The 21848-nt window shown below is 65.0% G+C and carries 25 protein-coding genes and 1 tRNA gene; 10 read left to right on the top strand and 16 right to left on the bottom strand.

Annotated features, from left to right (window positions below; genetic code table 11):
* The first annotated feature begins 237 nt into the window (after positions 1-237).
* From AC1HIL_RS22690 to AC1HIL_RS22725, 8 genes are read left to right on the top strand one after another with little or no spacing between them, the layout of a single operon-like run.
* Entirely contained in the window at positions 238-1227 is a 990-nt protein-coding gene (locus tag AC1HIL_RS22690) for an ABC transporter permease (protein ID WP_261212778.1), read from the top strand.
* Entirely contained in the window at positions 1217-2101 is an 885-nt protein-coding gene (locus AC1HIL_RS22695) for an ABC transporter permease (protein WP_479670047.1), read from the top strand. The genes AC1HIL_RS22690 and AC1HIL_RS22695 overlap by 11 nt, the downstream gene beginning before the upstream one ends.
* Positions 2098-3087: an ABC transporter ATP-binding protein gene (locus AC1HIL_RS22700; protein WP_479670048.1), complete on the top strand. Its 990-nt coding sequence runs from the start codon at positions 2098-2100 to the stop codon at positions 3085-3087. Before AC1HIL_RS22695 ends, AC1HIL_RS22700 begins: the two co-directional genes overlap by 4 nt.
* The gene (locus AC1HIL_RS22705) at positions 3084-4115 is read left to right on the top strand and encodes an oligopeptide/dipeptide ABC transporter ATP-binding protein (RefSeq protein WP_479670049.1); all 1032 of its coding nucleotides are present in this window, start codon (positions 3084-3086) and stop codon (positions 4113-4115) included. The genes AC1HIL_RS22700 and AC1HIL_RS22705 overlap by 4 nt, the downstream gene beginning before the upstream one ends.
* Positions 4112-5647 (top strand): ABC transporter substrate-binding protein, encoded by a 1536-nt coding sequence (locus AC1HIL_RS22710; protein WP_422096743.1) that lies wholly within the window; start codon positions 4112-4114, stop codon positions 5645-5647. Before AC1HIL_RS22705 ends, AC1HIL_RS22710 begins: the two co-directional genes overlap by 4 nt.
* A 35-nt stretch (positions 5648-5682) precedes the next feature.
* Complete coding sequence (locus AC1HIL_RS22715) at positions 5683-6207, top strand: carboxymuconolactone decarboxylase family protein (protein ID WP_261212786.1); 525 nt, start codon at positions 5683-5685, stop codon at positions 6205-6207.
* A 49-nt stretch (positions 6208-6256) separates the two neighbouring features.
* Entirely contained in the window at positions 6257-7108 is an 852-nt protein-coding gene (locus AC1HIL_RS22720) for an SDR family NAD(P)-dependent oxidoreductase (protein WP_479670050.1), read from the top strand.
* A gap of 16 nt (positions 7109-7124) precedes the next feature.
* Positions 7125-8108, top strand: coding sequence for a Bug family tripartite tricarboxylate transporter substrate binding protein (locus AC1HIL_RS22725; RefSeq protein WP_064262298.1), 984 nt, complete (start codon positions 7125-7127; stop codon positions 8106-8108).
* A gap of 1 nt (position 8109) precedes the next feature.
* Here the strand turns inward: AC1HIL_RS22725 and AC1HIL_RS22730 are convergent, their stop codons facing one another.
* Both AC1HIL_RS22730 and AC1HIL_RS22735 read right to left on the bottom strand, forming a co-directional pair.
* Positions 8110-8337, bottom strand: a complete 228-nt coding sequence (locus AC1HIL_RS22730) for a hypothetical protein (protein WP_057594459.1) — start codon at positions 8335-8337, stop codon at positions 8110-8112.
* Between the two features lie 159 nt (positions 8338-8496).
* Complete coding sequence (locus tag AC1HIL_RS22735) at positions 8497-8817, bottom strand: hypothetical protein (protein WP_296725272.1); 321 nt, start codon at positions 8815-8817, stop codon at positions 8497-8499.
* Positions 8818-9137: 320 nt separating this feature from the next.
* On the opposite strand from AC1HIL_RS22735, the gene AC1HIL_RS22740 reads away from it, so the two are divergent.
* Positions 9138-9374, top strand: coding sequence for a hypothetical protein (locus AC1HIL_RS22740; RefSeq protein WP_057594461.1), 237 nt, complete (start codon positions 9138-9140; stop codon positions 9372-9374).
* A 192-nt stretch (positions 9375-9566) separates the two neighbouring features.
* Here AC1HIL_RS22740 and AC1HIL_RS22745 read toward each other — a convergent pair whose 3' ends face one another.
* The 9 genes from AC1HIL_RS22745 to AC1HIL_RS22785 all read right to left on the bottom strand — a co-directional run bounded on the left by AC1HIL_RS22745 (position 9567) and on the right by AC1HIL_RS22785 (position 16820).
* Positions 9567-10157, bottom strand: coding sequence for a recombinase family protein (locus tag AC1HIL_RS22745; protein WP_479670051.1), 591 nt, complete (start codon positions 10155-10157; stop codon positions 9567-9569).
* A gap of 429 nt (positions 10158-10586) precedes the next feature.
* Positions 10587-11558 carry a rolling circle replication-associated protein gene (locus AC1HIL_RS22750; RefSeq protein ID WP_479670052.1) on the bottom strand — a complete coding sequence of 324 codons (972 nt, stop codon included), beginning with the start codon at positions 11556-11558 and terminating at the stop codon, positions 10587-10589.
* A gap of 594 nt (positions 11559-12152) precedes the next feature.
* Positions 12153-13292: a zonular occludens toxin domain-containing protein gene (locus AC1HIL_RS22755; protein ID WP_479670053.1), complete on the bottom strand. Its 1140-nt coding sequence runs from the start codon at positions 13290-13292 to the stop codon at positions 12153-12155.
* Positions 13289-13579, bottom strand: coding sequence for a DUF2523 family protein (locus AC1HIL_RS22760; RefSeq protein ID WP_479670054.1), 291 nt, complete (start codon positions 13577-13579; stop codon positions 13289-13291). The genes AC1HIL_RS22755 and AC1HIL_RS22760 overlap by 4 nt, the downstream gene beginning before the upstream one ends.
* Positions 13580-13587: 8 nt before the next feature.
* Positions 13588-15132 carry a virulence factor TspB C-terminal domain-related protein gene (locus tag AC1HIL_RS22765; protein ID WP_479670055.1) on the bottom strand — a complete coding sequence of 515 codons (1545 nt, stop codon included), beginning with the start codon at positions 15130-15132 and terminating at the stop codon, positions 13588-13590.
* Positions 15133-15263: 131 nt separating this feature from the next.
* Positions 15264-15485 (bottom strand): major capsid protein, encoded by a 222-nt coding sequence (locus tag AC1HIL_RS22770; RefSeq protein ID WP_479670056.1) that lies wholly within the window; start codon positions 15483-15485, stop codon positions 15264-15266.
* 345 nt (positions 15486-15830) lie between these two features.
* On the bottom strand, positions 15831-16064 hold the full coding sequence (locus AC1HIL_RS22775; protein ID WP_479672777.1) for a hypothetical protein: 234 nt from the start codon (positions 16062-16064) through the stop codon (positions 15831-15833).
* Positions 16064-16354 carry a hypothetical protein gene (locus tag AC1HIL_RS22780; RefSeq protein ID WP_479670057.1) on the bottom strand — a complete coding sequence of 97 codons (291 nt, stop codon included), beginning with the start codon at positions 16352-16354 and terminating at the stop codon, positions 16064-16066. The genes AC1HIL_RS22775 and AC1HIL_RS22780 overlap by 1 nt, the downstream gene beginning before the upstream one ends.
* Before the next feature lie 154 nt (positions 16355-16508).
* Entirely contained in the window at positions 16509-16820 is a 312-nt protein-coding gene (locus tag AC1HIL_RS22785) for a hypothetical protein (protein WP_479670058.1), read from the bottom strand.
* Between the two features lie 655 nt (positions 16821-17475).
* Here AC1HIL_RS22785 and AC1HIL_RS22790 point away from each other — a divergent pair.
* Positions 17476-17760, top strand: coding sequence for a hypothetical protein (locus AC1HIL_RS22790; protein WP_479670059.1), 285 nt, complete (start codon positions 17476-17478; stop codon positions 17758-17760).
* Here AC1HIL_RS22790 and AC1HIL_RS22795 read toward each other — a convergent pair.
* The 5 genes from AC1HIL_RS22795 to AC1HIL_RS22815 all read right to left on the bottom strand — a co-directional run bounded on the left by AC1HIL_RS22795 (position 17728) and on the right by AC1HIL_RS22815 (position 21831).
* Positions 17728-17820 (bottom strand) — tRNA-Ser (locus tag AC1HIL_RS22795). The genes AC1HIL_RS22790 and AC1HIL_RS22795 overlap by 33 nt on opposite strands.
* A 27-nt stretch (positions 17821-17847) precedes the next feature.
* Positions 17848-19116: an aspartate kinase gene (locus tag AC1HIL_RS22800; RefSeq protein WP_057594462.1), complete on the bottom strand. Its 1269-nt coding sequence runs from the start codon at positions 19114-19116 to the stop codon at positions 17848-17850.
* A gap of 79 nt (positions 19117-19195) precedes the next feature.
* Complete coding sequence (gene tilS / locus AC1HIL_RS22805) at positions 19196-20161, bottom strand: tRNA lysidine(34) synthetase TilS (RefSeq protein WP_479670060.1); 966 nt, start codon at positions 20159-20161, stop codon at positions 19196-19198.
* Between the two features lie 19 nt (positions 20162-20180).
* Positions 20181-21161 (bottom strand): acetyl-CoA carboxylase carboxyltransferase subunit alpha, encoded by a 981-nt coding sequence (locus AC1HIL_RS22810; RefSeq protein ID WP_057594464.1) that lies wholly within the window; start codon positions 21159-21161, stop codon positions 20181-20183.
* 16 nt (positions 21162-21177) lie between these two features.
* On the bottom strand, positions 21178-21831 hold the full coding sequence (locus tag AC1HIL_RS22815; protein WP_057594465.1) for a DNA-3-methyladenine glycosylase family protein: 654 nt from the start codon (positions 21829-21831) through the stop codon (positions 21178-21180).
* Positions 21832-21848: the final 17 nt, after the last annotated feature.

Here is a 21848-nt window from a genome sequence, read left to right on the forward strand (position 1 = left end):
TCTCCAGATCACACCCTATAGCCGTCAATTATTTCGCAGGGAAAACACTGAGTAAATTCGCCATTGATCTTGCCAGAAAGCCATACCTATAATTCTTACGACCGGCGTTCACCGCCGGATTCCGCCGAAGAAAACACTGCTCGCGCTTTTTTTTTGGCGCCAGCGATGAAACGATTCAGGAGACAAGCCTTGCGCCCCTCAGGCCACGCGCCCCCATGCCCTTCGCCGCGCGCTGCGGTGAAACGATTCATCGAGGCCGCGGGCACCGGGAATGCGGTGCCGGCCCTCGCGCGCCGCGCCGGCCATGTGCTGCTGGTGGTGGCGCTGCTGAGCATCGCGACCTTCCTGATGCTCGAGCTGCTGCCGGGCAACGTGATCGACGCCATGCTCAGCGACAACGCACGCCCCGAGGAGATCGCGCGGCTGCAGCGCGAGCTCGGCCTCGACCAGCCGATGCACCTGCGCTTCCTCGGCTGGCTCGGCAACGCGCTGCAGGGCGACCTGGGCACCTCGCCGCTGAGCGGCGAAGCGGTGTCGCAGGCGATCGCGCACCGGCTGCCGGTGTCGATTCAGCTGATGCTCCTGGCGCAGTTGATCGCCCTGGCGCTGGCGCTGCCGCTGGGCATCTGGGCCGGCTACCGCGCGGGCGGCACGGCCGACCGCGCGATCTCGAGCGCCGCCTTCGGCGTGCTCGCGGTGCCGCATTTCGTGCTGGGCCTGCTGCTGATCCTGCTGTTCGCGATCTGGCTGCGCTGGTTCCCGGCCACCGGCTACGTGCCCTTCGCGAGCGATCCCCTCGCGAGCCTGCGCTCGCTGGCGCTGCCCGCGCTCACGCTGGCGCTGGTCGAGGCGCCGATCTACCTGCGGCTGCTGCGCAGCGACATCGCCAGCACGCTGCGCGAGGAGTTCATCACCGTCGCGCGCGCCAAGGGGCTCTCGGACCTGCAGATCCTGGTGCGGCATGCGCTGCGGCCCTCCTCCTTCAGCCTGATCACGGTGATGGGCATCAACGTCGGCCACCTGATCGGCGGCGCCGTGATCATCGAGACGCTGTTCGCGCTGCCCGGCGTGGGCCGGCTGCTGATCGAGGCCATCACGAAGCGCGACTTCGTCACCCTGCAGGGCGTGGTGCTGTTCATCGGCGTGGCCTTCGTGCTCGTGAACCTGGCGGTCGACGCGGCCTACGCGCTGCTCGACCCTCGCGTGGGAGAGCGCCATGCACGCTGAATCGCTGCCCGCCGCGCCGGCGCAGGCCGCCGCCGCCGTGCCGAAGCGCCGCATCGGGCTGCGCGGCGTGCTGCGCCTGGGCCTGCCTTGCGCCTGGCTGCTGCTGGTGCTGGGCTGCGCCATCGCGGCCGACTGGCTGCCGCTGCCCTCGCCCACCGACATGGACTTCGCGGCCGCCGAGCAGGGCCCGAGCGCTGCCCACCTGCTGGGGGCGGATCTCGATGGCCGCGACATCCTCTCGCGGCTCGCGCATGGCGCGCGCGTGTCGCTCGCCGTGAGCCTGGTCGCGCCGCTGATCGGGCTGGTGTTCGGCTCGGCGCTGGGCCTGCTCGCGGCCTGGTACGGCGGGCCGCTGCGCACCGCGATCCTCGCGCTGCTCGATGCCATGCTGGCCTTTCCGAGCCTGGTGTTCGCGCTCGGCCTCACGGTGGTGCTCGGGCCCTCGGTGCAGAACGTGACGCTGGCGCTCGGCGTGATGTCGATCCCCGCCTTCGCGCGCATCGCGCGCGCCAACGCGCTGCCGCTGATCGGCCGCGAGTTCGTGCTGGCCGCGCGCACCGCGGGCGCGAGCGACCTGCAGATCATGCTGCGCGAGATCCTGCCGAACATGCGCATGTCGCTCCTGACCTACGCGCTCACCATCATGTCGGTGATGATCGTCGCGGAGGGCTCGCTGAGCTTCCTCGGCGTCGGCGTGCCGCCGCCCACGCCGAGCTGGGGCGGCATGATCGCCGAGGGCCGCGAATCGCTGGAGCGCGTGCCGCATGCGAGCCTGATCCCCGCGGCCGCGATGTTCCTCACCGTGCTGAGCCTGAACCTGCTCGGCGACGGCCTGCGGCAGCGCCGCGGCGGCGGGCGCGGAGGTCTGCGATGAACGACACCCTGCTCCAGGTGAGCCGGCTCGGCGTGCGGTTCCAGACCCCGCGCGGCACGCTGCACGCGCTCGACGACGTCTCGCTCGCGGTGGCGCGCTCGCGCACCCTGGCGATCGTCGGCGAATCGGGCTCGGGCAAGTCGGTGCTCTCGCGCTCGATCCTGCGGCTGCTCGGTCCCGCCGCGACGACCTCGCCCGAAGCGCGGATCCTGTTCGACGGCCGCGACCTGCTGCGGCTGGACCGCGCCGCCATGCAGGCGGTGCGCGGGCGGCGCATCGCGATGGTGTTCCAGGACCCGATGACGGCGCTGAACCCGGTGCGGCCGATCGGCGCGCAGCTCGCCGAGGGCATGCGCCAGCACCTGCGGCTCACGCGCCACGAGGCCGAGGCGCGCGCCGTCGCGCTGCTCGCGCAGGTCGGCATCGGCTCGCCCGAGCGCCGCCTGCGGCAGCTGCCGCACGAGCTCTCGGGCGGCATGCGCCAGCGCGTGGTGATCGCGATGGCGATCGCCTGCGAACCCGAGCTGCTGATCGCCGACGAACCCACCACGGCGCTCGACGTGACGGTGCAGGCCGAGATCCTCGACCTGCTGCGCCGGCTGCAGCGCGAGCACCGCATGACCATGATCCTCGTCACCCACGACCTCGGCGTGGCGGCCGGCCATGCCGACGACATCGCCGTGATGTACGCGGGCCAGGTCGTCGAGCAGGCACCGACCGCCGCGCTCTTCGACGCGCCGCGCATGCCCTACACGCGCGACCTGCTGCGCTCGATCCCGCGGCTCGACGATCCGCCGCATGCCGCGCTGCACACCATCGGCGGCCGGCCGCCCGCCGTGCACTCGCTCGCCGGCGGCTGCCGCTATGCACCGCGCTGCGACCGGCGCAGCGCGCATTGCGAGGCGCTGCGGCCCGCGCTCGAAGCCGTCGATGGGCGCGGCGACCGGGCCTGTCGCTGCTGGCGTCCGCTGGAGCACGCGGCATGAACGGCATCGATCCATCGACGGCACCGGTGCTCGCGGTGCGGGACCTCGAGGTGGTCTATCCGCTGGCCGGCCGGCAGGCCATGCGCGCCGTCGACCGCGTGGGCTTCGAGATCGCGCACGGCGAGACGCTGGCGCTGGTCGGCGAGTCGGGTTGCGGCAAGTCCTCGGTCGCCAAGGCCGTGATGCAGCTCGCGCCGCTGGCCGGCGGCGCGATCGCGCTCGAGGGCCAGCCGCTCGCGCGGCTCGATGCGCGCGCGCTGCAGCGGCTGCGCCGCCGCTTCCAGATGGTCTTCCAGGACCCGATCTCCTCGCTGAACCCGCAGCGCACGGTGCGCGAGATCCTCGAATTCCCGCTGCGCGTGAACGGCCTGTTCGATCCGGCCGCGAGCGCCCGGCGCATCCGCGAGACGCTCGAGATCGTGGGCCTGGACAGCGAGAGCGTGCTCGGGCGCTATCCGCACGAGTTCTCGGGCGGCCAGTGCCAGCGCATCTCGATCGCGCGCGCCCTGATCCTCGAGCCGGTGCTGCTGGTGTGCGACGAGCCGGTGTCGGCGCTCGACGTGTCGGTGCGCGCGCAGGTGCTCAACCTGCTCAATGCGCTGCGCGGCCGGCTCGGCCTGAGCATGCTGTTCATCTCGCACGACCTCGCGGTGGTGCGCAACGTGGCCGACCGCGTGGCCGTGATGTTCCTCGGCGCGATCTGCGAGATCGGCCCCGCGCGGGAGGTGCTCGAGCGTCCGGCCCATCCCTACACCGCGGCGTTGCTGAGCGCGGTGCCGCGCGCCGATCCGGGCCTGCAGCCGCGGCGCATCGCGCTGCGCGGCGAGATGCCCTCGCCGATGGCGCTGCCCGCGGGCTGCCGCTTCCGCACCCGCTGCCCGGGCGCGCAGGCCGCCTGCGCGGCCGCCGCGCCGCCGCTCGCGCGCCTGCCCGACGGGCGGGAGGTCGCGTGCCACTTTCCGTTCTCGGTGGCGGTGCCGCCGCCCGCCGCTGTCGCCCCCCTGGAACCCGAGGAAATCACCGCATGAAGCACTCCGCTCCCGTCTCTCGCATCGCCGCGCTGTGCGCCGCCGGCCTGCTCGGCACCGCCCTGCTCGTCCCCTGCGCCCACGCGCAGAAGAAGGGCGGCACGCTCACGCTCGGCATGGAGGCCGAGTTCAGCGGCTTCAATGCCGCGAAGGCCAAGATCTTCAACCAGAACACCAGCGCGCCGGCCTCCTCGGTGATGGAGACGCTGTTCGTGTTCGAGGGCAAGCAGATCGTGCCGCGGCTGGGCCTGAGCTTCGCCGAGGCGCCCGACCGCCTGAGTGCGACCGTGAAGCTGCGCCCGAAGGTCAGGTTCCACGACGGCACGCCCTTCGACGCCGACGCGGTGGTGGCGCACTACGCCTGGCTGATGGCACCCGAGAGCGGCATCAACCTGTCGATCATCGCGCCGGTCAAGACGGTGGAGAAGGTCGACGACCTGACGGTGCGCTTCGTGCTGAAGCAGCCGTGGTCGGCGCTGCAGTCGGCGCTGGCGTCGGAGAACCTCGTCAACTTCTTCGGCTCGCCGGCCGCGATCAAGGCCGATCCCGAGGGCTTCCATCGCAAGCCGGTCGGCACCGGGCCCTTCGTGTTCAAGGAATGGCAGGCCGGCGACCGCATCGTGATGGAGCGCAACCCCGATTACTGGGACCCGAAGCTGCCCTACCTCGACCGGCTGGTCTACCGCGTGCTGCCCGACGGCAACACGCGCTACCAGAGCATCAAGTCGGGCCAGGTCGACATCGGCCGCATGGACACCGCGAACCACGTGCTCGACGCGAAGAAGGACCCGCAGCTCAAGGTGCACGAGTACCAGGGCTCGGGCGCGATCTCGTGGAACTTCAATGCATCGAAGGAGCCCTTCAATGACCAGCGCGTGCGCGCGGCCGTGGTGCATGCCTTCAACAGCAAGGCGATGCTCGACACCTTCTTCCTCGGCACCACGGTCGCCACCACCGACCTGCTGGGCTCGAACTCGGAATGGCACTGCCCGAAGCTGAACTGGCGCGGCTACGACCTCGCCAAGGCGCGCGCGCTGGTGGCCTCGGTGGGCAAGCCGATCAAGTTCCAGCTGGTGTCGACCAACACGCCCGCGGGCCGGCGCCAGGCCGGCATGGTGCAGCAGTTCGTGAAGGAGGCCGGCATGGAGGCCGAGATCCGGCTGGTCGAGCAGAGCCAGAACGTGCGCGTGGGCCTGAGCGGCGACTACCAGATGGACGTCTGGCGCTTCAGCGACATCGTGGGCGAGCCCGACGTGGCGCTGGCCTATTACTTCGGCGGCGAGAACGGCGCGCCCGTGAGCCGCCACGACACCGCGAAGGTCGACGCGATCCTCGCCAAGGCGCGCGCCGAGACCGACAAGGGCAAGCGCAAGGCCATGTACTGCGAGGTCGCGCAGATCGTGTCGGACGAGGCGTTCCAGCTGATCCCGATCCGCGTCACCTATTACGCGGTGGCGAGCCCCAAGGTCCGGGACGTGCCGCCGATGCTCAACAGCGTGATCCGCACGCGCGCGATCTGGCTCGACCGCTGAGCCGCCCCATTCCTCCAACCACCAACGGACACACCATGGCCCGCATCCCCTACTTCGACCTCGCGCAGGCACCCGACTCCTACACCCGGCTGATCGCCTCGCGCCCGCCGCTCAACCTCTACCGCATGCTGCCGCACGCGGGCAAGGCGGCCGAGGGCTTCCTCGCGCTGGGCGGCGCGATCCTGCGCGACAACCGGATCGACGCGAAGCTGCGCGAGATCGCGATCCTGCGCGTGGGCATCCTCAGTGGCGCGAGCTACGAGGTGCACCAGCACAAGCGCGTGGCGCGCCGCGTCGGCCTGGCCGAGGACAAGATCGCCGCGCTCGAGAAAGGCGCCGACACCGCCGCGCTCGACGAGACCGAACGCATGGTGCTGGCCTACACCGACCAGGTACTGCTGCACGTGAAGGCGCCCGACGCGATGTTCGAGGCGCTGTGCGAACGGCTCACGCCCGGCGGAGTCGCCGAGCTCACGCTGGTGATCGGCTTCTACATGCTGGTGAGCCGCTTCCTCGAGAACTTCGAGGTCGACATCGAGCCGCCCGGCACGGTCGAGTGAACGGCCGCCCTTCCCGCCCTTTCCCCGAACAACTTCTTCCTTCAGCACCATGAACCTCGCTCCCCAGGAACTCGACCCCCGCCTCCAGATGCACGACGAAACGCTGGGCCGCTCGCCGGGCCGCGGCCGCCTGCAGGGCCGCCGCGTGCTCGTGATCGGCGCCGGCCAGCGCGACATCCCCGAGGAACAGCCGCCCGTGGGCAACGGCCGCGCGATCTCGCTGCTGTTCGCGCGCGAGGGCGCGAGCCTGGCCTGCGTCGACATGTCGCGGCCCGCGGTCGAGCAGACCTGCGCGCTGGTCGAGCGCGAGGGCGGCCGGGCCTTCGCCGAGGTCGCCGACGTGCGCGATGCCGCGGCCATCGCGCCGCTGGTGCGGCGCTGCGCCGAGCGCCTGGGCGGGCTCGACGGGCTGGTGCTCAACGTCGGCATCTCGCGCGCCCTGCCGCTGGACCGCCAGACGGCGGCCGACTGGGACGAGGAGTACGCCGTCAACGTGCGCAGCCACATGCTGTTCAGTCAGGCGGCGCTCGAGCTCATGGCGCCGGGCTCGGCCATCGTGCTGATGTCCTCGCTGGCCGCGGTGCGCAACAGCGGGCGCAACCCGGCCTACGAATCCTCGAAGGCCGCGCAGGTGGCGCTGGCGCGCGCCATCGCGGTGGCTGGCGAGCCGCGCGGCATCCGCTGCAATGCGCTGCTGCCGGGCCTGATGGACACGCCCATGGGCCGCGACGCCTCGCGCCGGCGGCCGGGCCGCGCGGCGGCCGTGCCCTTCGGCCGCCAGGGCACGGGCTGGGAGGTGGCCTACGGCTGCCTCTACCTGATCTCGAACGAATCGAGCTACGTCAACGCGCACGCGCTGATGGTCGACGGCGGGCTGGGCGTGGGCGTGGCCCGCGCCTGAGCGGGGAGACCTCCTCATGAACGCAGACGCCTCGCGCCGCGGCGCGCTCCTGGCCTTGCTGGCGGCGGCGCTCCCGCTGCCGGCCAGCGCCCAGGCCGACAGCTTCCCCACGCGCCCGATCAAGCTGGTGGCCGGCTTCACGCCCGGCGGCGCCACCGACATCACGGCACGGCTGCTCGCCAACCAGATGGGCAGGATCCTCGGCCAGCCGGTGGTGGTCGAGAACAAGCCCGGTGCCTCGGGCAACATCGGCGCCGAGTTCGTCGCGCGCGCGCCGGCCGACGGCTACACGATCATGTACACCACGAGCACGGTGCACGGCATCAACCCGAACCTGTTCGCGCGCCTGCCCTACGACCCGGTGAAGGACTTCGCGCCGATCATGCGCGTGGGCAAGACCACCATGGTGCTGATCGCGAACAACGACTTTCCCGCGAAGACCGTCGGCGAGCTGATCGCGCAGGCCAGGGCCAGGCCCGGGCGCGTGGCCTATGCGAGCGCCGGGCCGGGCAGCACCTTCCACCTGACCACCGCGCTGTTCGCCCATCGCGCGCAGGTCGAGCTGCTGCACGTGCCGTACAAGGGCAGCGGGCCCGCGCTGTCGAACCTGATGTCGGGCGACGTGCAGGTGATGTTCGACAACATCTCCTCCTCGCAGTCGCTGATCAGGGCCGGCAAGGTGCGGCCGATCGCGGTGGCGGCCACGGCGCGCTCGGCGGTGCTGCCCGAGGTGCCGACCATCGCCGAGTCGGGCCTGCCGGGCTTCGGCATCTATTCGTGGGGTGGCCTGGTGGCGCCGGCCCATACGCCGCGCGAGGTGATCCGCAGGCTCAACGAGGCCGCGAACAAGGCGCTGCAGACCGAGGAGGTGCGCCAGGCGATGCGCGACAACGCGAGCGAACCGCAGGGCGGGACGCCCGAGGAGTTCGCGGCCTTCATCCGCAGCGAGATGGCGTTCTGGGGCGACGCGGTGAAGCTGACCGGCGCGAAGGCGGACTGATTCAGTCGGCGCTGCAGTTCCAGGCGCGCACGAACTGGACCGCCTTGGCCTGGGCGCGCTGGAAGGCGATGTCCCAGGTCGGCTGCTCGGAAATCACCAGGGCGCAGCGTGGAACGCCGTCCAGGAAGATCTCGGCCACGCCGGCGCAGGAGCCGTCGGCATTCATCGTGGGTTCGAAGGCGCCGGTCCAGTGATCCGGCAGTTCGAGAACGAGGGAGGGAGCGTGCATGTGCGCTCCATCTTAGGACTCAGGCTCGAAATCGACAACAAAAGTTAACATTCTTGCCGGAACAAAATCACGTTTTCTGCGCAAAAGCAGAAATGATTTGCTGGCAATTCGGCAATGTTTCGACTGGATTTGGGCCAGCCTGCCCGCTGTCGTTCCGGCTCAGGGCCGCGGCAGGCTCGAGAGAAAGGTCGAGACGAACAGCGATGCGGCCCGCCCGACCTCGAGCACCTCCGACAGATCGAAACGCTGCGGCGTGGCGCCGCTGTCGTCGCCCGCATGCCGCACCTCGATCAGCACCTCGCTCGCGAGCTCGCGGTCGCCGCGGGCCTTTCCGTCGGGCATCAGCCAGGTATCGAGCATTTCCGGCGGAATCCGGCGAAAGATGGCGACCGCCGGCACGTAGCGGAAACATCGCTCCTCGGCCGTGGCGATGGGCATGCTGACGCGACAGGCGAAGCTGTCCTGCAATGTGTTTGTCACTCCCTGTACCTTTTTTGTGTGACGAGTTACGTAAGTTAATTCCTCCCTGCATGGGTAGGAAGAATCGAGTTACGTTTTGCATGGACGGTTTGTGAATAACACACGCTTGCGGATTCACAGTTCACGGTTTCACGTCCTCATTGCCGTCGCCGATGGCTTTCAGGCCGACGCAATTCACAAGGCTTGACCGCGCGACGCTAAGGTTTTGACCTTCGTGACGCGCACGACTCCGCCTACAACCAAAGACATCAGGTAACTGACGGCAACCTTTGTTAAATCACCCGACCATCGCTCCAGCCCATCGACAACAGGAGGTACTGATGAGCTTCAAGGAGATCAACGATCGTTTCGGCCTGCAGTTCCAGCGCGGCAGCCGCGTGTTCTGCGACGGACGCCTGGGCACCATCACCGGCGCGACCCATTCGCACATCCGCGTGCGCTTCGACGGCCGCCAGAACGGCGCGCCCTGCGATCCGCTGGAAGTGCGGCTGGTGGACACGATGCCGGCGGGCGTGCCTGCCATGCCCGAGTCGCAGGTGTCGGTGCACGGGCAGTAGGCGAAACGATCGGGCGGCCATGCAATGCCGCCGCCATGCTGTCAGGCCGCGAAGGAACGAAAAGAAGGAAGCGCCACCCAGAGCGCATTCCGAGCGGCCAAGAAAAAAGCCCAGAAGCAGCGATGCTTCTGGGCTTTTCCGTCCTTGGACTTGCGTCCTCGGCACGGGTCTTGGCGGAACCGGATATTTTCGCTACACCTTAGAACGCTTCAGGTACTCACCACCTTTGGTCACACGATACACAGCACGCTTAGCAACATGCAACGAAACCCCATACTCCGAAGCCAACTCCCGATAGGTCACCCCACCCTGCTTGTAGCGTAAAACCAACGCAGCCTCACAATCGGGAGCCAAACTACGAACACGCCCAGGCTCCCTACCACGCTCCCGAGCAGCTATCTGCCCGGCTATGGACCGCTCCCGGATCATCGACCGTTCCAATTGAGCAACCGCCCCAAGAATCTGCACCATGAACACACCCATGCTGTTCGTCGTGTCCAACGGTTCAGTAATACTTTTTATCGTAGCCCCAACTTTCTCAAGCCTACGAAGAATGTCCAATAGATCGAACAGGCTCCGAGCCACCCGATCGATCTTATAGACCACCAGCACATCCCCACGCTGGACAGAAGCGATACACCGCGCTAGCTCCGGCCGTCCACGCTGCGACGCCCCACTCGCTTTCTCCTGAAAAATAACCTCACAGCCGTGCCTATTGAGTGCATCAAGCTGTAGATCCGTCTCCTGCTCACGCGTGGAAACCCGCGCATACCCTATCAACATAGAACACCTGTACGAAATTCACGTTGGACATGTAACCGCACAGGTCGCGAGAAACTCGACCCCTGTACGGAATCGAGACCCAACATGTAACAAAACGAGAGCAGTAACAGCCGCCCAAAAGAAGGATGCCCCCCAAATGACAAAACTACCGATAGTCCTACTGCTAGCCGCAAGCGCAACCACCGCAGCAACACAAGAAAAACTACCTCTTCACAAATGCAGGGGAGCAGACAAATTCGAGTACTGGACAGTAGCCCCCTGCGCCCCGGGCGACAACGCAACCGCCACCAGCTGGTACGACCCCAAAAAACCGATGGCGCCACAGATACGCAACTCAGAGTGCACCATCAAAGAAATCAAAGAGGAAGGAAAAAAACACCCCCTACAACCAGGAACCGCTACACAAGTAACAACACCCTCAAAGTGCAACTAAGATGCAGTATTACGATAGGCAAAACCACCCTGTTTAGCCAATGCAGCGTACTGTGCATATCGGTGTGCGGCAGCATCGACCATCGAGGCCTCAGTGGTTCGCTTCGATAACGGGTCAGGCTCACTGTAGAGGAGCCACACCGTGTTGAGCTTATTGCACATGTGTTGCACTACTGTATGCCCCTCCGGCAACGTCCACGACATGCCGATAGCCTCAGCCAAGCTCACACCAGGAAATTCCATCGTCACAGCCTTTGGCGGCGTCAAGTCACGACTACTGTCCCACATACGAGCACCGAACTCACCGTTCTCGTAATCTTTCGTGAGGTACTTCGAGACGTAGCCGGCTATCTTGGCAGGGCTACAGTAACGATTGAATCGACCATCACGGCCACCAACGAAGCACAGGCCATTGTTCGGGCCTACAACATCGCGCCACAAGGCCGTCCCGACCTTCCAGCTCACGACCTTAGCCCCTCGAAACTGCATGAGCCTCGGAAGCCTATCGCAAGCCACATGGACATGCCACGCGCCGCGCTCCTGCCGCTCGAAACCCCACACCCCACGAAAGCCAGGGAGAGCCTTGCGCATCTTCCGAAGCCAAGCCGCAAAGTGCTTGCGACAGAGAGCCAAATCTTCTTGATTCGCCCTGTATGTAAGGGTTAGCAACTCGTTAAAGCCGGCCTGCTTAATTTTCCAGCGACAGTTCCGCTTCGCGCGCTGGCCAGACTTCCAGCGCGCACGCTTCGCACGTTCCTCCGCCTGCTGCGCCCCAAGCAAAGTACCCGACTGGTCGACCTCGACCACATGAGCATCCGGGTTGTCAGGATCACTTGTGGCAGGGATGTACAGGTAACGAGGCTGTATGAGCGTCTCCGCCTGTCCATTCTCAAAACGCTGGACACGCACCGTGACCCCATCACGAATCTTCTCGCACCAAAACCCCCGACGCTGTACCATCGCGCTCATATCGCAGTCCTCGAATCGTTGCGGTATCTGTCCCGGGTGGCCTGCCAGCTACGCCGGGACTTTCTTTTGGGCCTTCGGCCCTACTTCAAACCTCTTGCACTACCTCGACCGACCGCTGTTTGCATGTGTCGGTCGTAATGTGTTCTTTTAATAAATTACGGCCGCGCTACGCGCGGCCCCGGGCGCGCGGCCTGCGGCCTTCCCGCGCCCTCGGGAGGCGACAGCGACGACTCACAGGGCCCAGGGCAGGGGAAGGGCCACCATGGGGGCGTCCCCCCATCCCCCCCGACCTCCGCTCAGCAGGATCGACGCCCCCACCATCCGAAGTGCCCAGCGCGACGCACAAGGACCCCACCGCCGCCGCCACCAGGCCGAACGCGAACACCGCACCCGCCAAGACGGACAGGCCCTCCCAGAACCAATACGAATAGCCCCACTGGAAACACTCAGGAAGGGCCACACCGAGCAACGAGGCCACAGCAAGCACCAACCAGTGCAGCATGGCGACCAAACCAACCACCCCTATGGCCAAGGTGCCGACGACCGCCCACCAGAAAGTAAACCGCTCCAAGCCCTTGATCGTGATTTCCTGACTCATCGACCCGACCCTCCAAACTTTGACGCAACTTGCTGCACCGGCACTGGCGCCTCGAAGACCGCAGGCGCACCTCCACCCCCACCACCACCGGTTAACCGCGCCTGGGGCCGTTCTCGCGGATCGGCGCCCCCTTGGCGACCGTCAGGCTCGAAATCCAAGAAGAAGCCATTCGCGGCAAAGTCTTTACACATGGACTCCGACACCGGATAGGGCGTGCCCTGTTGCGTGTAGCACCTACACCCCTTGCGCGCACCCTCACGCACCGCCACGGCCGCATACACACACGCTGCAGGGTAGGGCGCACGGACAGGCTTCGACACGTCGTCGTACCGCGGGGCCGTGAAAGCCAAACCATCCACCCTCGGTTGATAAGCCTTGAAACTGGACACGTCACGCGCGGCAGCACCAGACGGAATCTGTGACAGCGGGTTGCCCTGATCTCCACCCACTAACCCACTCGCAACCTGCGACCCAAGCGGCTTGGGATTCAGCGGGTTGGCAACGCCAGACACTTTCTCCCCAAACCCCGAAATCTGCTGATAACCGAACCAGCAAAGGCCGAGGAAACCAATGACGAGGACCGGGAAGGCGAGCACCTTGGCAGGAATGCGAACCTTCATGTTGTGGGACGTGGCCGACTCATACCAGCCATAGACATGCTTGGGATACGTGAACGTCGTCTTGATCGACTTGTTCAAATCGCCCTTGTCATCGATATCGATACACCGGTTGAGCTCCATAGCCACGGAATTCGGAAGACCGAAGGTCCGACGCAGATGGATATGACGATCCACGAACGCCCGCAGGGCGAAATCAATTTGCTTAGGGTACTGGCAGGTGAAGATGAAGATGAACCCGCGATGCCGATGCTTGTCTAGTCGCTGGACTGCCTCAGGGACCGGGTGCGACGGCGAGCGCATCGGAAAAAAGTCCTGCACCTCGTCGACGTAGACGACCGACCCATCCGGCAAGCTCATCCAGTCCTTGGGGTCGCACACCTTCCAATCGTCACGCTTCAACCCACGCACGTTCGCCACATAGACCTGATGCCCTTCACTGGACAACCGATCCGCCTCGAGCAAAGCACGCAAGGTCTTGCCCGCACCAGGCAACCCAGTGATCAGGAGGTTACTCATTTCTTGAACCTCAGCACACGAAACGACAGCTTCACGGCGATGGCGCTACCCCACGATGCAAGATAAATCTGCACGGCGGTATAGATACCCATGATTTTGAAAATCGCGAGCACGTTCGCAGGAGCACCAGAGAACGACGCGTTGATCATGTTCGAGGCCATAGTGAACGCCTCATTGAGCCCTTGATAGCTCACAAAGGCGATACCCAGGCCGGTCAACACACGCATAAGGACCTGACCCACCACCCCAGTAAGGGCAGTCATGATGATGCCGACTAGAAAAGGCATGGTGTACCTCAGTCTCGGGTGACAACGGACAGAAACGTCCGCAAAGCCAAAAGCAACGCAACTGCGATAACGACAGGGCGAGCACCCTCACCGACATCGCAGAGCGGTTGCAACGACAAGGTGTACTGTTCACCCAACAACTGCATGGGAAATCCAGCAGGACAAGCAGCAGTAACCGACGTAGAGCCAAGCCAAGACGTCCATGCACTGTTCCCACTTGACCCATCGTTCACATAGAACTCTTTGGAAATGTCCCCCGAGGCCTGTATGTCCTTGATACCGTTTTGCTTCCAGGGCGCATCCCACTTCTCATAGTCACAACGCGCACGATGCTGTTCTTGCGCCATCGCACACTGGACAGCATCCCCCTTGCAAATGAACCCACCAGCACACGAACCAGAGAAGGCACTCTCGCCATCGCATTGCGCGCTCTTAGGATTCTCCTGACAAAAGGCACTTTGCGCCTTCGTCGTGCTCCCTGAAGTAGTGCCCGTACAGCTAGACGCCGAACCATTGGGACCACTCGGCGTAGTACCTGGCGGACAGGTGCTATTGGGGTTGCCTTGAATATTGGTCGTCGTGTTGTTGGTCGTAGTGCACGAGCCATTGGTACACACCGTCGTGCCACTGGTGCTCGTCGTCGTGGTACTCCCATCCGGGTTCTGCTTCACCTCCTGACCCGATTGCGGACTCTTGGACGCCCCGGGCGTGTCAACGTTTTCTGCACACACATGCTGCCCGTTGACCGTCCCATCGAACGTCCCAGGCGGGCACGTAGTTGGCGCAGCACCGCCGGGAGGGATGTTGTCAGGAGGAGGCTCAACAGTGATGGGGGGGAGGGTAGGCGTGCTCCCACCATCACCGTTGGCAGACGAAGACCTGTCACACGAGGCACCCATCCCCCACCCACCGGTGTAGTACGCCGTCCCACTGCACATCCAGTACGGGTTACCCACCCCCTGCAAACGAACCTGCTTACACGTGGGATCCGTCACCTTCACGATGCATCGCGCACCACTACCTTGCTTGCAAATCTCACTGTTCAATCCGTTCGGTGCGGGACCATAACCACCGTCATATTTCCAGCTCCCATCAGCCTGACCAGCCTTCGCCTGACAGTCATTCGGGATCAACTCACAAGCTGTATGCGCGGCGTTCTCCTGATAACCAGAGGCGCAAACACACTGGGACCCATTCAACGAACTGTTAGACGGACACTGCAGTGCGGTGCGCACTTGTATCGCCGAGGACTTATCGTCAGAACCAACCGACCCATTACTCTTTTGCTTCTTAGAGTGCAGGCACGCACCATACGGCCCCGCGACCCCCACATCCACCACACGCGGGTTGTACAGGTCGTAGACAGTCGCGTAATTCTGGAAATTGACCGCCCGCCAGGCCATCCAGGCAGCACACAAAGCCTGGGTATCAGTAGCCGACACATTGCCTTGCGAGAGCCAATACTCTTGACCCGAAGTGGCCGGAATGATGGCCCGTGCCGCGCCGGTGAACAACGACAACAAGGCACAACAGACAAGCAAAAAATGCCTCATCGCATCCCCGCAGTCGTAAGCATGAGCCAGAGGGCAACGACACCAACCAACATCACGATATTGTTTGAGTAATCAAGCATTTCGGGCATGAAAAAACCGGGGACATTTCTGCCCCCGGCCCAAGTCAGGGCTTAGCCGCCCGCAACGAAGCCCTTGATCCAGCGATAGGTCATCACGACCACGGCCAGACCGATCAGGGCGCCACCCACCGTGGTAATGGCCGTCTTCGCCTGATCGATGCCGGTGGTCACCACCGAAACGTCGATACCCGTCGACTGCGCCATCGCGCCACCCGCAGCAGCCAAAACAGCCGCCGCAACCAGACCCTTTCGGGTCAGCTTCTTCTTGTCCATGTGGACCTCCGTGACGGTGCAACAGCGCACCCGGAGATGGAGGGCGTTTCACAACGATGCCCCACAACCGGCTACGCTTTCACCGTCCGTCACGTCACGCGTTAGAGCGAGACGTCCACACGAACCGAATCACCAAACCGAGCGCGAAGGCCAGGATCAACAGGCCCCACACTGCGGTACTCAACTGCCCCGCCTCATGGGCCGTCAGCGGTTGAATGAGGTTCGCCAAACCTCCGATTTCCTCTCTTGTTGCAACTATGTGGCGTGTAGTGCAAGCCGGGTCAGCGACGACCACGTCGAGGGCTGTACCGTTGATCACGACCGTCTCAGCCTTAACGCAGTACATCAACGCCACCCAAGCCCGAGACTGACACCCAGGCCAAAACCGTAGAGACAACCCAGCGCATGCAACAGATGGCGACGAGCGAAGAACCAGCCGTCATCGAGATACACATGCGCAAAACGAACCATGTACCTCACGAAGTAGTACAAGAGCACAGCCGCACCGAACCAACCACACCACGACGCAAACGCATATGCGAGGAGGACCATGCTGGCCGGCTCAACAGCGTCGACCATCAAAAATCCTCCCGATGCCGCCGATCCTCACGAGCAATCCGCTCACGGATACGCCGACGAAAGACAGCGGCCTGTTCCTCACGCGCCTCCAGCATGCGCACACGCTCGCCGAACGAAACCGCAGCAACACGCCGTGCCATCAAACGACCCGCAACCAGCTTTGCAACGTCATAGAGCCCGTCAGCAACAGCAATGCCCAAGACCACTGCGCCACCGCCCCACAACCCACCGTAGACGAACAAATCCGCAATAAGCCGGGCGAGATCGGGACACGAAGTCATCACATCCATCACACCCCCTCCTCCCAACGAATGCGAGGCACCTTGGAATGGTCACGATGCCGAGCGACGTAGATACGCTCCCCACGGCGCGCAGCAGCATCAACCCACATGGCAACTTCCAGCGCCACGCAGAACACAGCCACCACGAGGAGGAACGCATCCATCACGATGCAGACGGCGCCGGTTGAGCCGAGCGACCCTTGACCGGCAACGGCGTGAGGCCCACGAGCTTCGCGATGATCCGACCTTGGTTCTCGCCGTAGGAGCCGGCTTCGAGCGCGAATGCACCCGTGTAGGTGCCCGGCTTCGCGACCTCCTCCAACTGCTTGGGAATGACCAACACACCGACCGCAGCCACGGTGCCGTCATCGTTAATCAGCACGCACTGCGCCTCGGGAATCTTGTAGTCCTGCCCGGTCTTTTTGGACTTGCCCTCTTTGGTGTTGACCACGAGGATTTGAATGATGGATTGCATGGTGTATTGCCCTTGAGAAAGCACAGCCACATCGACTGCCGGATGCGCACTCAGGAAGCGCGCAACGAGCAAGCGACGCAGCGACGTCAAAAGAGCCTCCGCTGCACCCAGAACTCACGGCGACGGATCAGCTTCCAGCGCTCAGCGGACGTCACGAGTGCCTCCCCGGGCGAGATTCATACGCATCGCCGAGCACTTGACCGCACGACTCAAACCCACTGTGAGCGCCGCAGGGAATCAAGTCAGGCGCATCGAGCAACCCGTAGAACTGCCAGTCCCCAAACATGTCATCCCTGCGCCCAGGCCGAGACGGAAGGTCATGAAACACCTGACGAGGCGGCACCCAAGGACCGCCATACGGCAGAGGTGTGCCCGCCTGCTGGCCGGAGGCCGAGGGAGCGGCCAAGCCCGGCTCAGCCTCGTTTTCACCAGCAGGGGGGCACACGGGACGCTGCGCGAAGGCAGCGAAAGAGATTTGGGTTTGAGACATTGGCCGCTCCTAAAATGGTTGTCAAATTGAGCACGTACTCATTTTTGACAACACCATCTTAGCGGGCCGTAATCATTTATGACAACACTTACCTCATTGGAAATTCTTATTGAGAAAGCATCGTCAGTAGCCGGCGGCCTACGACGACTAGCCGCATTGATGGACATGAACCCATCGAACCTGATTGCGATGCGAAAGGGCGAGCGCCCCTGCACGTGGAGGACACGCGGCAAGCTCCGAGCAATAGCCGGCGAAGACCCCGCGCGCGCATTCATGGCGGCGATGGCAGAGGACCTAGAGCAATCGGAAAACGCAGACGAAAAAAAAGCCGCCGATGGCTTCAAAGCCATGCTGGCAGCGTTTCCCGAGGACAAAGAAGAAAGCCCCGCCGATCCTGAGATCAACGGGGCCTCTATATGGCGGAACCGGAGGGATTCGAACCCTCGATGAGGCTCTACACCCCATACTCCCTTAGCAGGGGAGCACCTTCGGCCACTCGGTCACAGTTCCTGAAAGAAGCCGAGATTATGCCATCACTCAGGCGGCTGGTTGGTCCAGATCGAAGGCTTTGTGCAACGCGCGCACCGCCAACTCCATATATTTTTCGTCGATCACGACCGAGGTCTTGATCTCGCTGGTCGAAATCATCTGGATGTTGATGCCCTCTTCGCTCAGCACGCGGAACATCTTGCTCGCCACGCCCACGTGGCTGCGCATGCCGATGCCCACGATGCTGACCTTGCAGATCTTGGTGTCGCCGACGATCTCGGTCGCGCCCAGCGAAGGCATGACCTTGGCCTGCAGCAGGTCGACGGTGCGCGCGTACTCGTTGCGGTGCACCGTGAAGCTGAAGTCGGTCTTCCCGTCCTTGCTGAGGTTCTGGATGATCACGTCGACCTCGATGTTGGCGTCGGCCACCGCACCGAGGATGTGATACGCGATGCCCGGCTTGTCGGGCACGCCGAGCACCGAGATCTTGGCTTCGTCGCGGTTGAAAGCGATGCCGGATACGACGGCTTGTTCCATGTTTTCGTCTTCCTCGAAAGTGATCAGCGTGCCGGACTTGGCCTCTTCATTGATGTCGATGTCCCAGGGCGTGAAGCTGGACAGCACGCGCAGCGGCACCTTGTACTTGCCGGCGAATTCCACCGAGCGGATCTGCAGCACCTTGGAGCCCAGGCTCGCCATCTCGAGCATCTCCTCGAAGCTCACGGTCGAGAGGCGGCGCGCATCGGGCTCGACGCGCGGGTCGGTGGTGTAGACGCCGTCGACGTCGGTGTAGATCAGGCACTCGTTGGCCTTCATCGCGGCCGCGATCGCCACCGCCGAGGTGTCGCTGCCGCCGCGGCCCAGCGTCGTGATGTTGCCGGCATCGTCCACGCCCTGGAAGCCGGTGATGACGACCACGCGGCCGACCGCGAGGTCGGCGCGCACGCGGGCATCGTCGATGCTCTCGATGCGGGCCTTGGTGTAGGAGCTGTCGGTGCGCACCGACACCTGCCAGCCCGCGTAGCTCACGGCCTCCACGCCCTCGGCCTGCAGCGCGATCGCCAGCAGCGCCGACGAGGCCTGCTCGCCCGTGGAGGCGAGCATGTCGAGTTCGCGGTTGTGCGCCTCGGCCGGTTTGCTGGGCGCGAGCTCTTTCGCCAGGCCGAGCAGGCGATTGGTTTCGCCGCTCATGGCACTCGGGACCACGATCATCTGGTGGCCGGCGCGCGCCCACTTGGCGACGCGCTTGGCGACATTGCGGATGCGCTCGGTCGAGCCCATCGACGTGCCGCCGTATTTGTGAACGATCAATGCCATGGGTGAATTCTGAGAGAAGAAAAATCCCGCGCTTCAACCATATGCGGCGCATGCGGCGAAGGCGGCGCCCCGCAGGCTGTCAGCGCGAGGCTGGTGGCGAGGGCGGGGCATTGTACCAATGCAGCCGATCCCCCCTGCGTTCGGCGAAACCGTCGGCCACCTTGAGGTGGATCCGGTGGCCGCGCGTGGTGCAGGCGCGGACCTGGTCGAGCAACTGGTCGAGCTGCGCCGCGCTCGGTGCGCGACCGTGCACGCGCGCGAGCCAATGGCGCAATACGTTGGCCTGCCGGGCACGCGACAACGCCTGCAGCGCGGCGATCCGCGGCGGCTCGCCGACGGTCTCCAGATCCTGCGCCGCGACCTCGTCGAGCAGTTGCTGCGCCTGCGCCGCATGGCCGGCACTGCGCGCGAAGGTGCCGCGGAACTGCGGGAAGGCCTCGGCCAGCGCGGGCAGCAGCACGGCGCGGATGCGGTTGCGCGTGAAGCGCGCGTCGGTGTTCGTCGGATCCTCGATCCACGGCAGCCCGGTGGCCTCGAGCCATGCGCGGATCTCGCTGCCAGGCACCGCGAGCAGCGGCCGATGGAAGTCGATGCCGCCGCGCAGCGCATGCGCGGGCATGGCCGAAAGACCCGGCAGCCCCGCGCCGCGCGACAGCGCCAGCAGCAGGGTCTCGACCTGGTCGTCGGCGTGATGGCCCAGCGCGATGGCGCGCACGCCCTGCTCGCTCGCCATCGCGGCCAGGGCCTCGTAGCGCGCGCGCCGCGCCGCATCCTCGGGGCTGTCGCCGGCCGCATGGCGCGCATCGACGCGCCGCGCGCTCGCGGGCACGCCGAGCCGCTCGCAGACCGCGCGGCAATGGCGTTCGAAATCGTCGGCCGCCGACTGCAGGCCGTGATGCACGTGCAAGGCACGCACCTGGCCCGGCCAGCGCGCGGCGCAGGCCGCCAGCAGTGCGGTGGAATCGGCCCCGCCGCTGAAGCCCACGGCCAGCGGCAGATGCGCCGGCTCGAACGCGGCCAGGGCCCGTTCGAAGGCGGCGGTCATGAAAGCTGCGTCGGCCGGCTCAGCGGCCGGCGTCGGCCTTGGTGTCGGTGAAGCGGCCGTAGCTCTGGAGGCGCTCGTAGCGGCGGTCGAGCAGTTCGCGCGGCTTCAAGTCGCTGACCTGGCGGAACGCATCGTTGAGCGCGCGCTTGAGGAAGGCGGACATCTGGCGATGGTCGCGGTGCGCGCCGCCGACCGGCTCGCTCACGATCTTGTCGACCAGGCCCAGGGCCTTGAGGCGGTGCGCGGTGATGCCGAGCGCGTCGGCGGCTTCCTGCGCCTTCTCGCTGGTCTTCCAGAGGATCGAGGCGCAGCCTTCTGGGCTGATCACCGAATACACGGAGTACTGCAGCATCAGCACCTGGTCGCCGACCGAGATCGCCAGCGCGCCGCCGGAGCCGCCCTCGCCGATGATGGTCACGATGATCGGCACCTCGAGCTGCGCCATCTCGAAGATGTTGCGGCCGATGGCCTCGGACTGGCCGCGCTCCTCGGCGTCGATGCCGGGATAGGCACCGGGCGTGTCGACGAAGGTGAAGACCGGCAGCTTGAACTTCTCGGCCGTCTTCATGAGGCGCAGCGCCTTGCGGTAGCCCTCGGGCTTGCTCATGCCGAAGTTGCGCGCGGTGCGCTCCTTGGTGTCGCGGCCCTTCTGGTGGCCGAGCACCATGCAGGGCGTGCCGTTGAAGCGCGCGAGGCCGCCGACGATCGAGAGGTCGTCCGAGAAGTGGCGGTCGCCGTGCAGTTCGACGAAGTCGGTGAAGATCTCGTGGACGTAGTCGAGCGTGTAGGGGCGTTCCGGATGCCGCGCGATCTTGGTGATCTGCCAGGGCGTCAGGTCGCTGTAGATGTCCTTGGTGAGTTGCTGGCTCTTTTTGCCGAGCTGATCGATTTCTTCCGAGATGTCGACCGCGGATTCGGTCTGCACATAGCGCAATTCTTCGATCTTGGTTTCGAGCTCCGCGATGGGTTGCTCGAAGTCTAGGAAGGTTCGTTTCGCCAACGTCTTCTCCTGTTTTTCAGTATGCGACGACCGGCGCCGGGTCGAGAGAGCGCCAAATATACCAAGTCGCCACGCTGCAATACGGGGCCCAGGCCACGGCCACGTCGCGGGCATCGCTGCGGCTGACGGGGTCGCCCGAAAAATAGTTGACGCTGATGCCGTTGAGCAGCCCCAGGTCGTCCACGGGCAGCACGTTGGGCCGCATCAGGTGGAAGATCAGGAACATCTCGGCAGTCCAGCGCCCGATGCCGCGGATGGCGACGAGCTCTTCGATGATCAGCTCGTCGGCCATGTCCTTCCAGGCATCGACGTGCACCTTGCCCGAGTCGAAATGCAGCGCGAGGTCGACCAGGTAGTCGATCTTGCGCACCGACAGGCCGGCCGCGCGCATGTCGTCGACCTTGAGCTTGAGCACGTTGCGCGGCGTGAGCTTGCGCGGCAGCGCGGCGAAGCGGTCCCAGACCGACTGCGCGGCCTTCACCGAGATCTGCTGCCCGACGATGCTGCGCGCCAGCGTGACGAAGGCGTCGCCATGCGATTCGAGGCAGGCGTCGCCGAACTGCGGAATCAACCGCTTCATCACGCGGTCTTTCTTGGACAGATGCCTGCAGGCCTCCTCCCAATAGTCCGGCGTGATGATCTCGACGCTCGTCTTGGGCAGGGTGGGCATGGGATTGGTCGTTCCGT

The organism is Variovorax sp. ISS6 (assembly GCF_056523145.1).

Bases quoted from the DNA above. Each gene is read 5' to 3' on its own strand.
- AC1HIL_RS22790 (WP_479670059.1), top strand. From the start codon at position 17,476: ATGAACCCATCGAACCTGATTGCGATGCGAAAGGGCGAGCGCCCCTGC.
- AC1HIL_RS22695 (WP_479670047.1), top strand. From the start codon at position 1,217: ATGCACGCTGAATCGCTGCCCGCCGCGCCGGCGCAGGCCGCCGCCGCC.
- AC1HIL_RS22785 (WP_479670058.1), bottom strand. From the start codon at position 16,820: ATGCAATCCATCATTCAAATCCTCGTGGTCAACACCAAAGAGGGCAAG.
- AC1HIL_RS22725 (WP_064262298.1), top strand. From the start codon at position 7,125: ATGAACGCAGACGCCTCGCGCCGCGGCGCGCTCCTGGCCTTGCTGGCG.
- AC1HIL_RS22740 (WP_057594461.1), top strand. From the start codon at position 9,138: ATGAGCTTCAAGGAGATCAACGATCGTTTCGGCCTGCAGTTCCAGCGC.
- AC1HIL_RS22755 (WP_479670053.1), bottom strand. From the start codon at position 13,292: ATGAGTAACCTCCTGATCACTGGGTTGCCTGGTGCGGGCAAGACCTTG.
- AC1HIL_RS22715 (WP_261212786.1), top strand. From the start codon at position 5,683: ATGGCCCGCATCCCCTACTTCGACCTCGCGCAGGCACCCGACTCCTAC.
- AC1HIL_RS22760 (WP_479670054.1), bottom strand. From the start codon at position 13,579: ATGCCTTTTCTAGTCGGCATCATCATGACTGCCCTTACTGGGGTGGTG.
- AC1HIL_RS22710 (WP_422096743.1), top strand. From the start codon at position 4,112: ATGAAGCACTCCGCTCCCGTCTCTCGCATCGCCGCGCTGTGCGCCGCC.
- AC1HIL_RS22705 (WP_479670049.1), top strand. From the start codon at position 3,084: ATGAACGGCATCGATCCATCGACGGCACCGGTGCTCGCGGTGCGGGAC.
- AC1HIL_RS22720 (WP_479670050.1), top strand. From the start codon at position 6,257: ATGAACCTCGCTCCCCAGGAACTCGACCCCCGCCTCCAGATGCACGAC.
- AC1HIL_RS22765 (WP_479670055.1), bottom strand. From the start codon at position 15,132: ATGAGGCATTTTTTGCTTGTCTGTTGTGCCTTGTTGTCGTTGTTCACC.
- AC1HIL_RS22770 (WP_479670056.1), bottom strand. From the start codon at position 15,485: ATGGACAAGAAGAAGCTGACCCGAAAGGGTCTGGTTGCGGCGGCTGTT.
- AC1HIL_RS22700 (WP_479670048.1), top strand. From the start codon at position 2,098: ATGAACGACACCCTGCTCCAGGTGAGCCGGCTCGGCGTGCGGTTCCAG.
- AC1HIL_RS22775 (WP_479672777.1), bottom strand. From the start codon at position 16,064: ATGGTCGACGCTGTTGAGCCGGCCAGCATGGTCCTCCTCGCATATGCG.
- AC1HIL_RS22745 (WP_479670051.1), bottom strand. From the start codon at position 10,157: ATGTTGATAGGGTATGCGCGGGTTTCCACGCGTGAGCAGGAGACGGAT.
- AC1HIL_RS22815 (WP_057594465.1), bottom strand. From the start codon at position 21,831: ATGCCCACCCTGCCCAAGACGAGCGTCGAGATCATCACGCCGGACTAT.
- AC1HIL_RS22780 (WP_479670057.1), bottom strand. From the start codon at position 16,354: ATGGATGTGATGACTTCGTGTCCCGATCTCGCCCGGCTTATTGCGGAT.
- AC1HIL_RS22750 (WP_479670052.1), bottom strand. From the start codon at position 11,558: ATGAGCGCGATGGTACAGCGTCGGGGGTTTTGGTGCGAGAAGATTCGT.
- AC1HIL_RS22800 (WP_057594462.1), bottom strand. From the start codon at position 19,116: ATGGCATTGATCGTTCACAAATACGGCGGCACGTCGATGGGCTCGACC.
- tilS (WP_479670060.1), bottom strand. From the start codon at position 20,161: ATGACCGCCGCCTTCGAACGGGCCCTGGCCGCGTTCGAGCCGGCGCAT.
- AC1HIL_RS22730 (WP_057594459.1), bottom strand. From the start codon at position 8,337: ATGCACGCTCCCTCCCTCGTTCTCGAACTGCCGGATCACTGGACCGGC.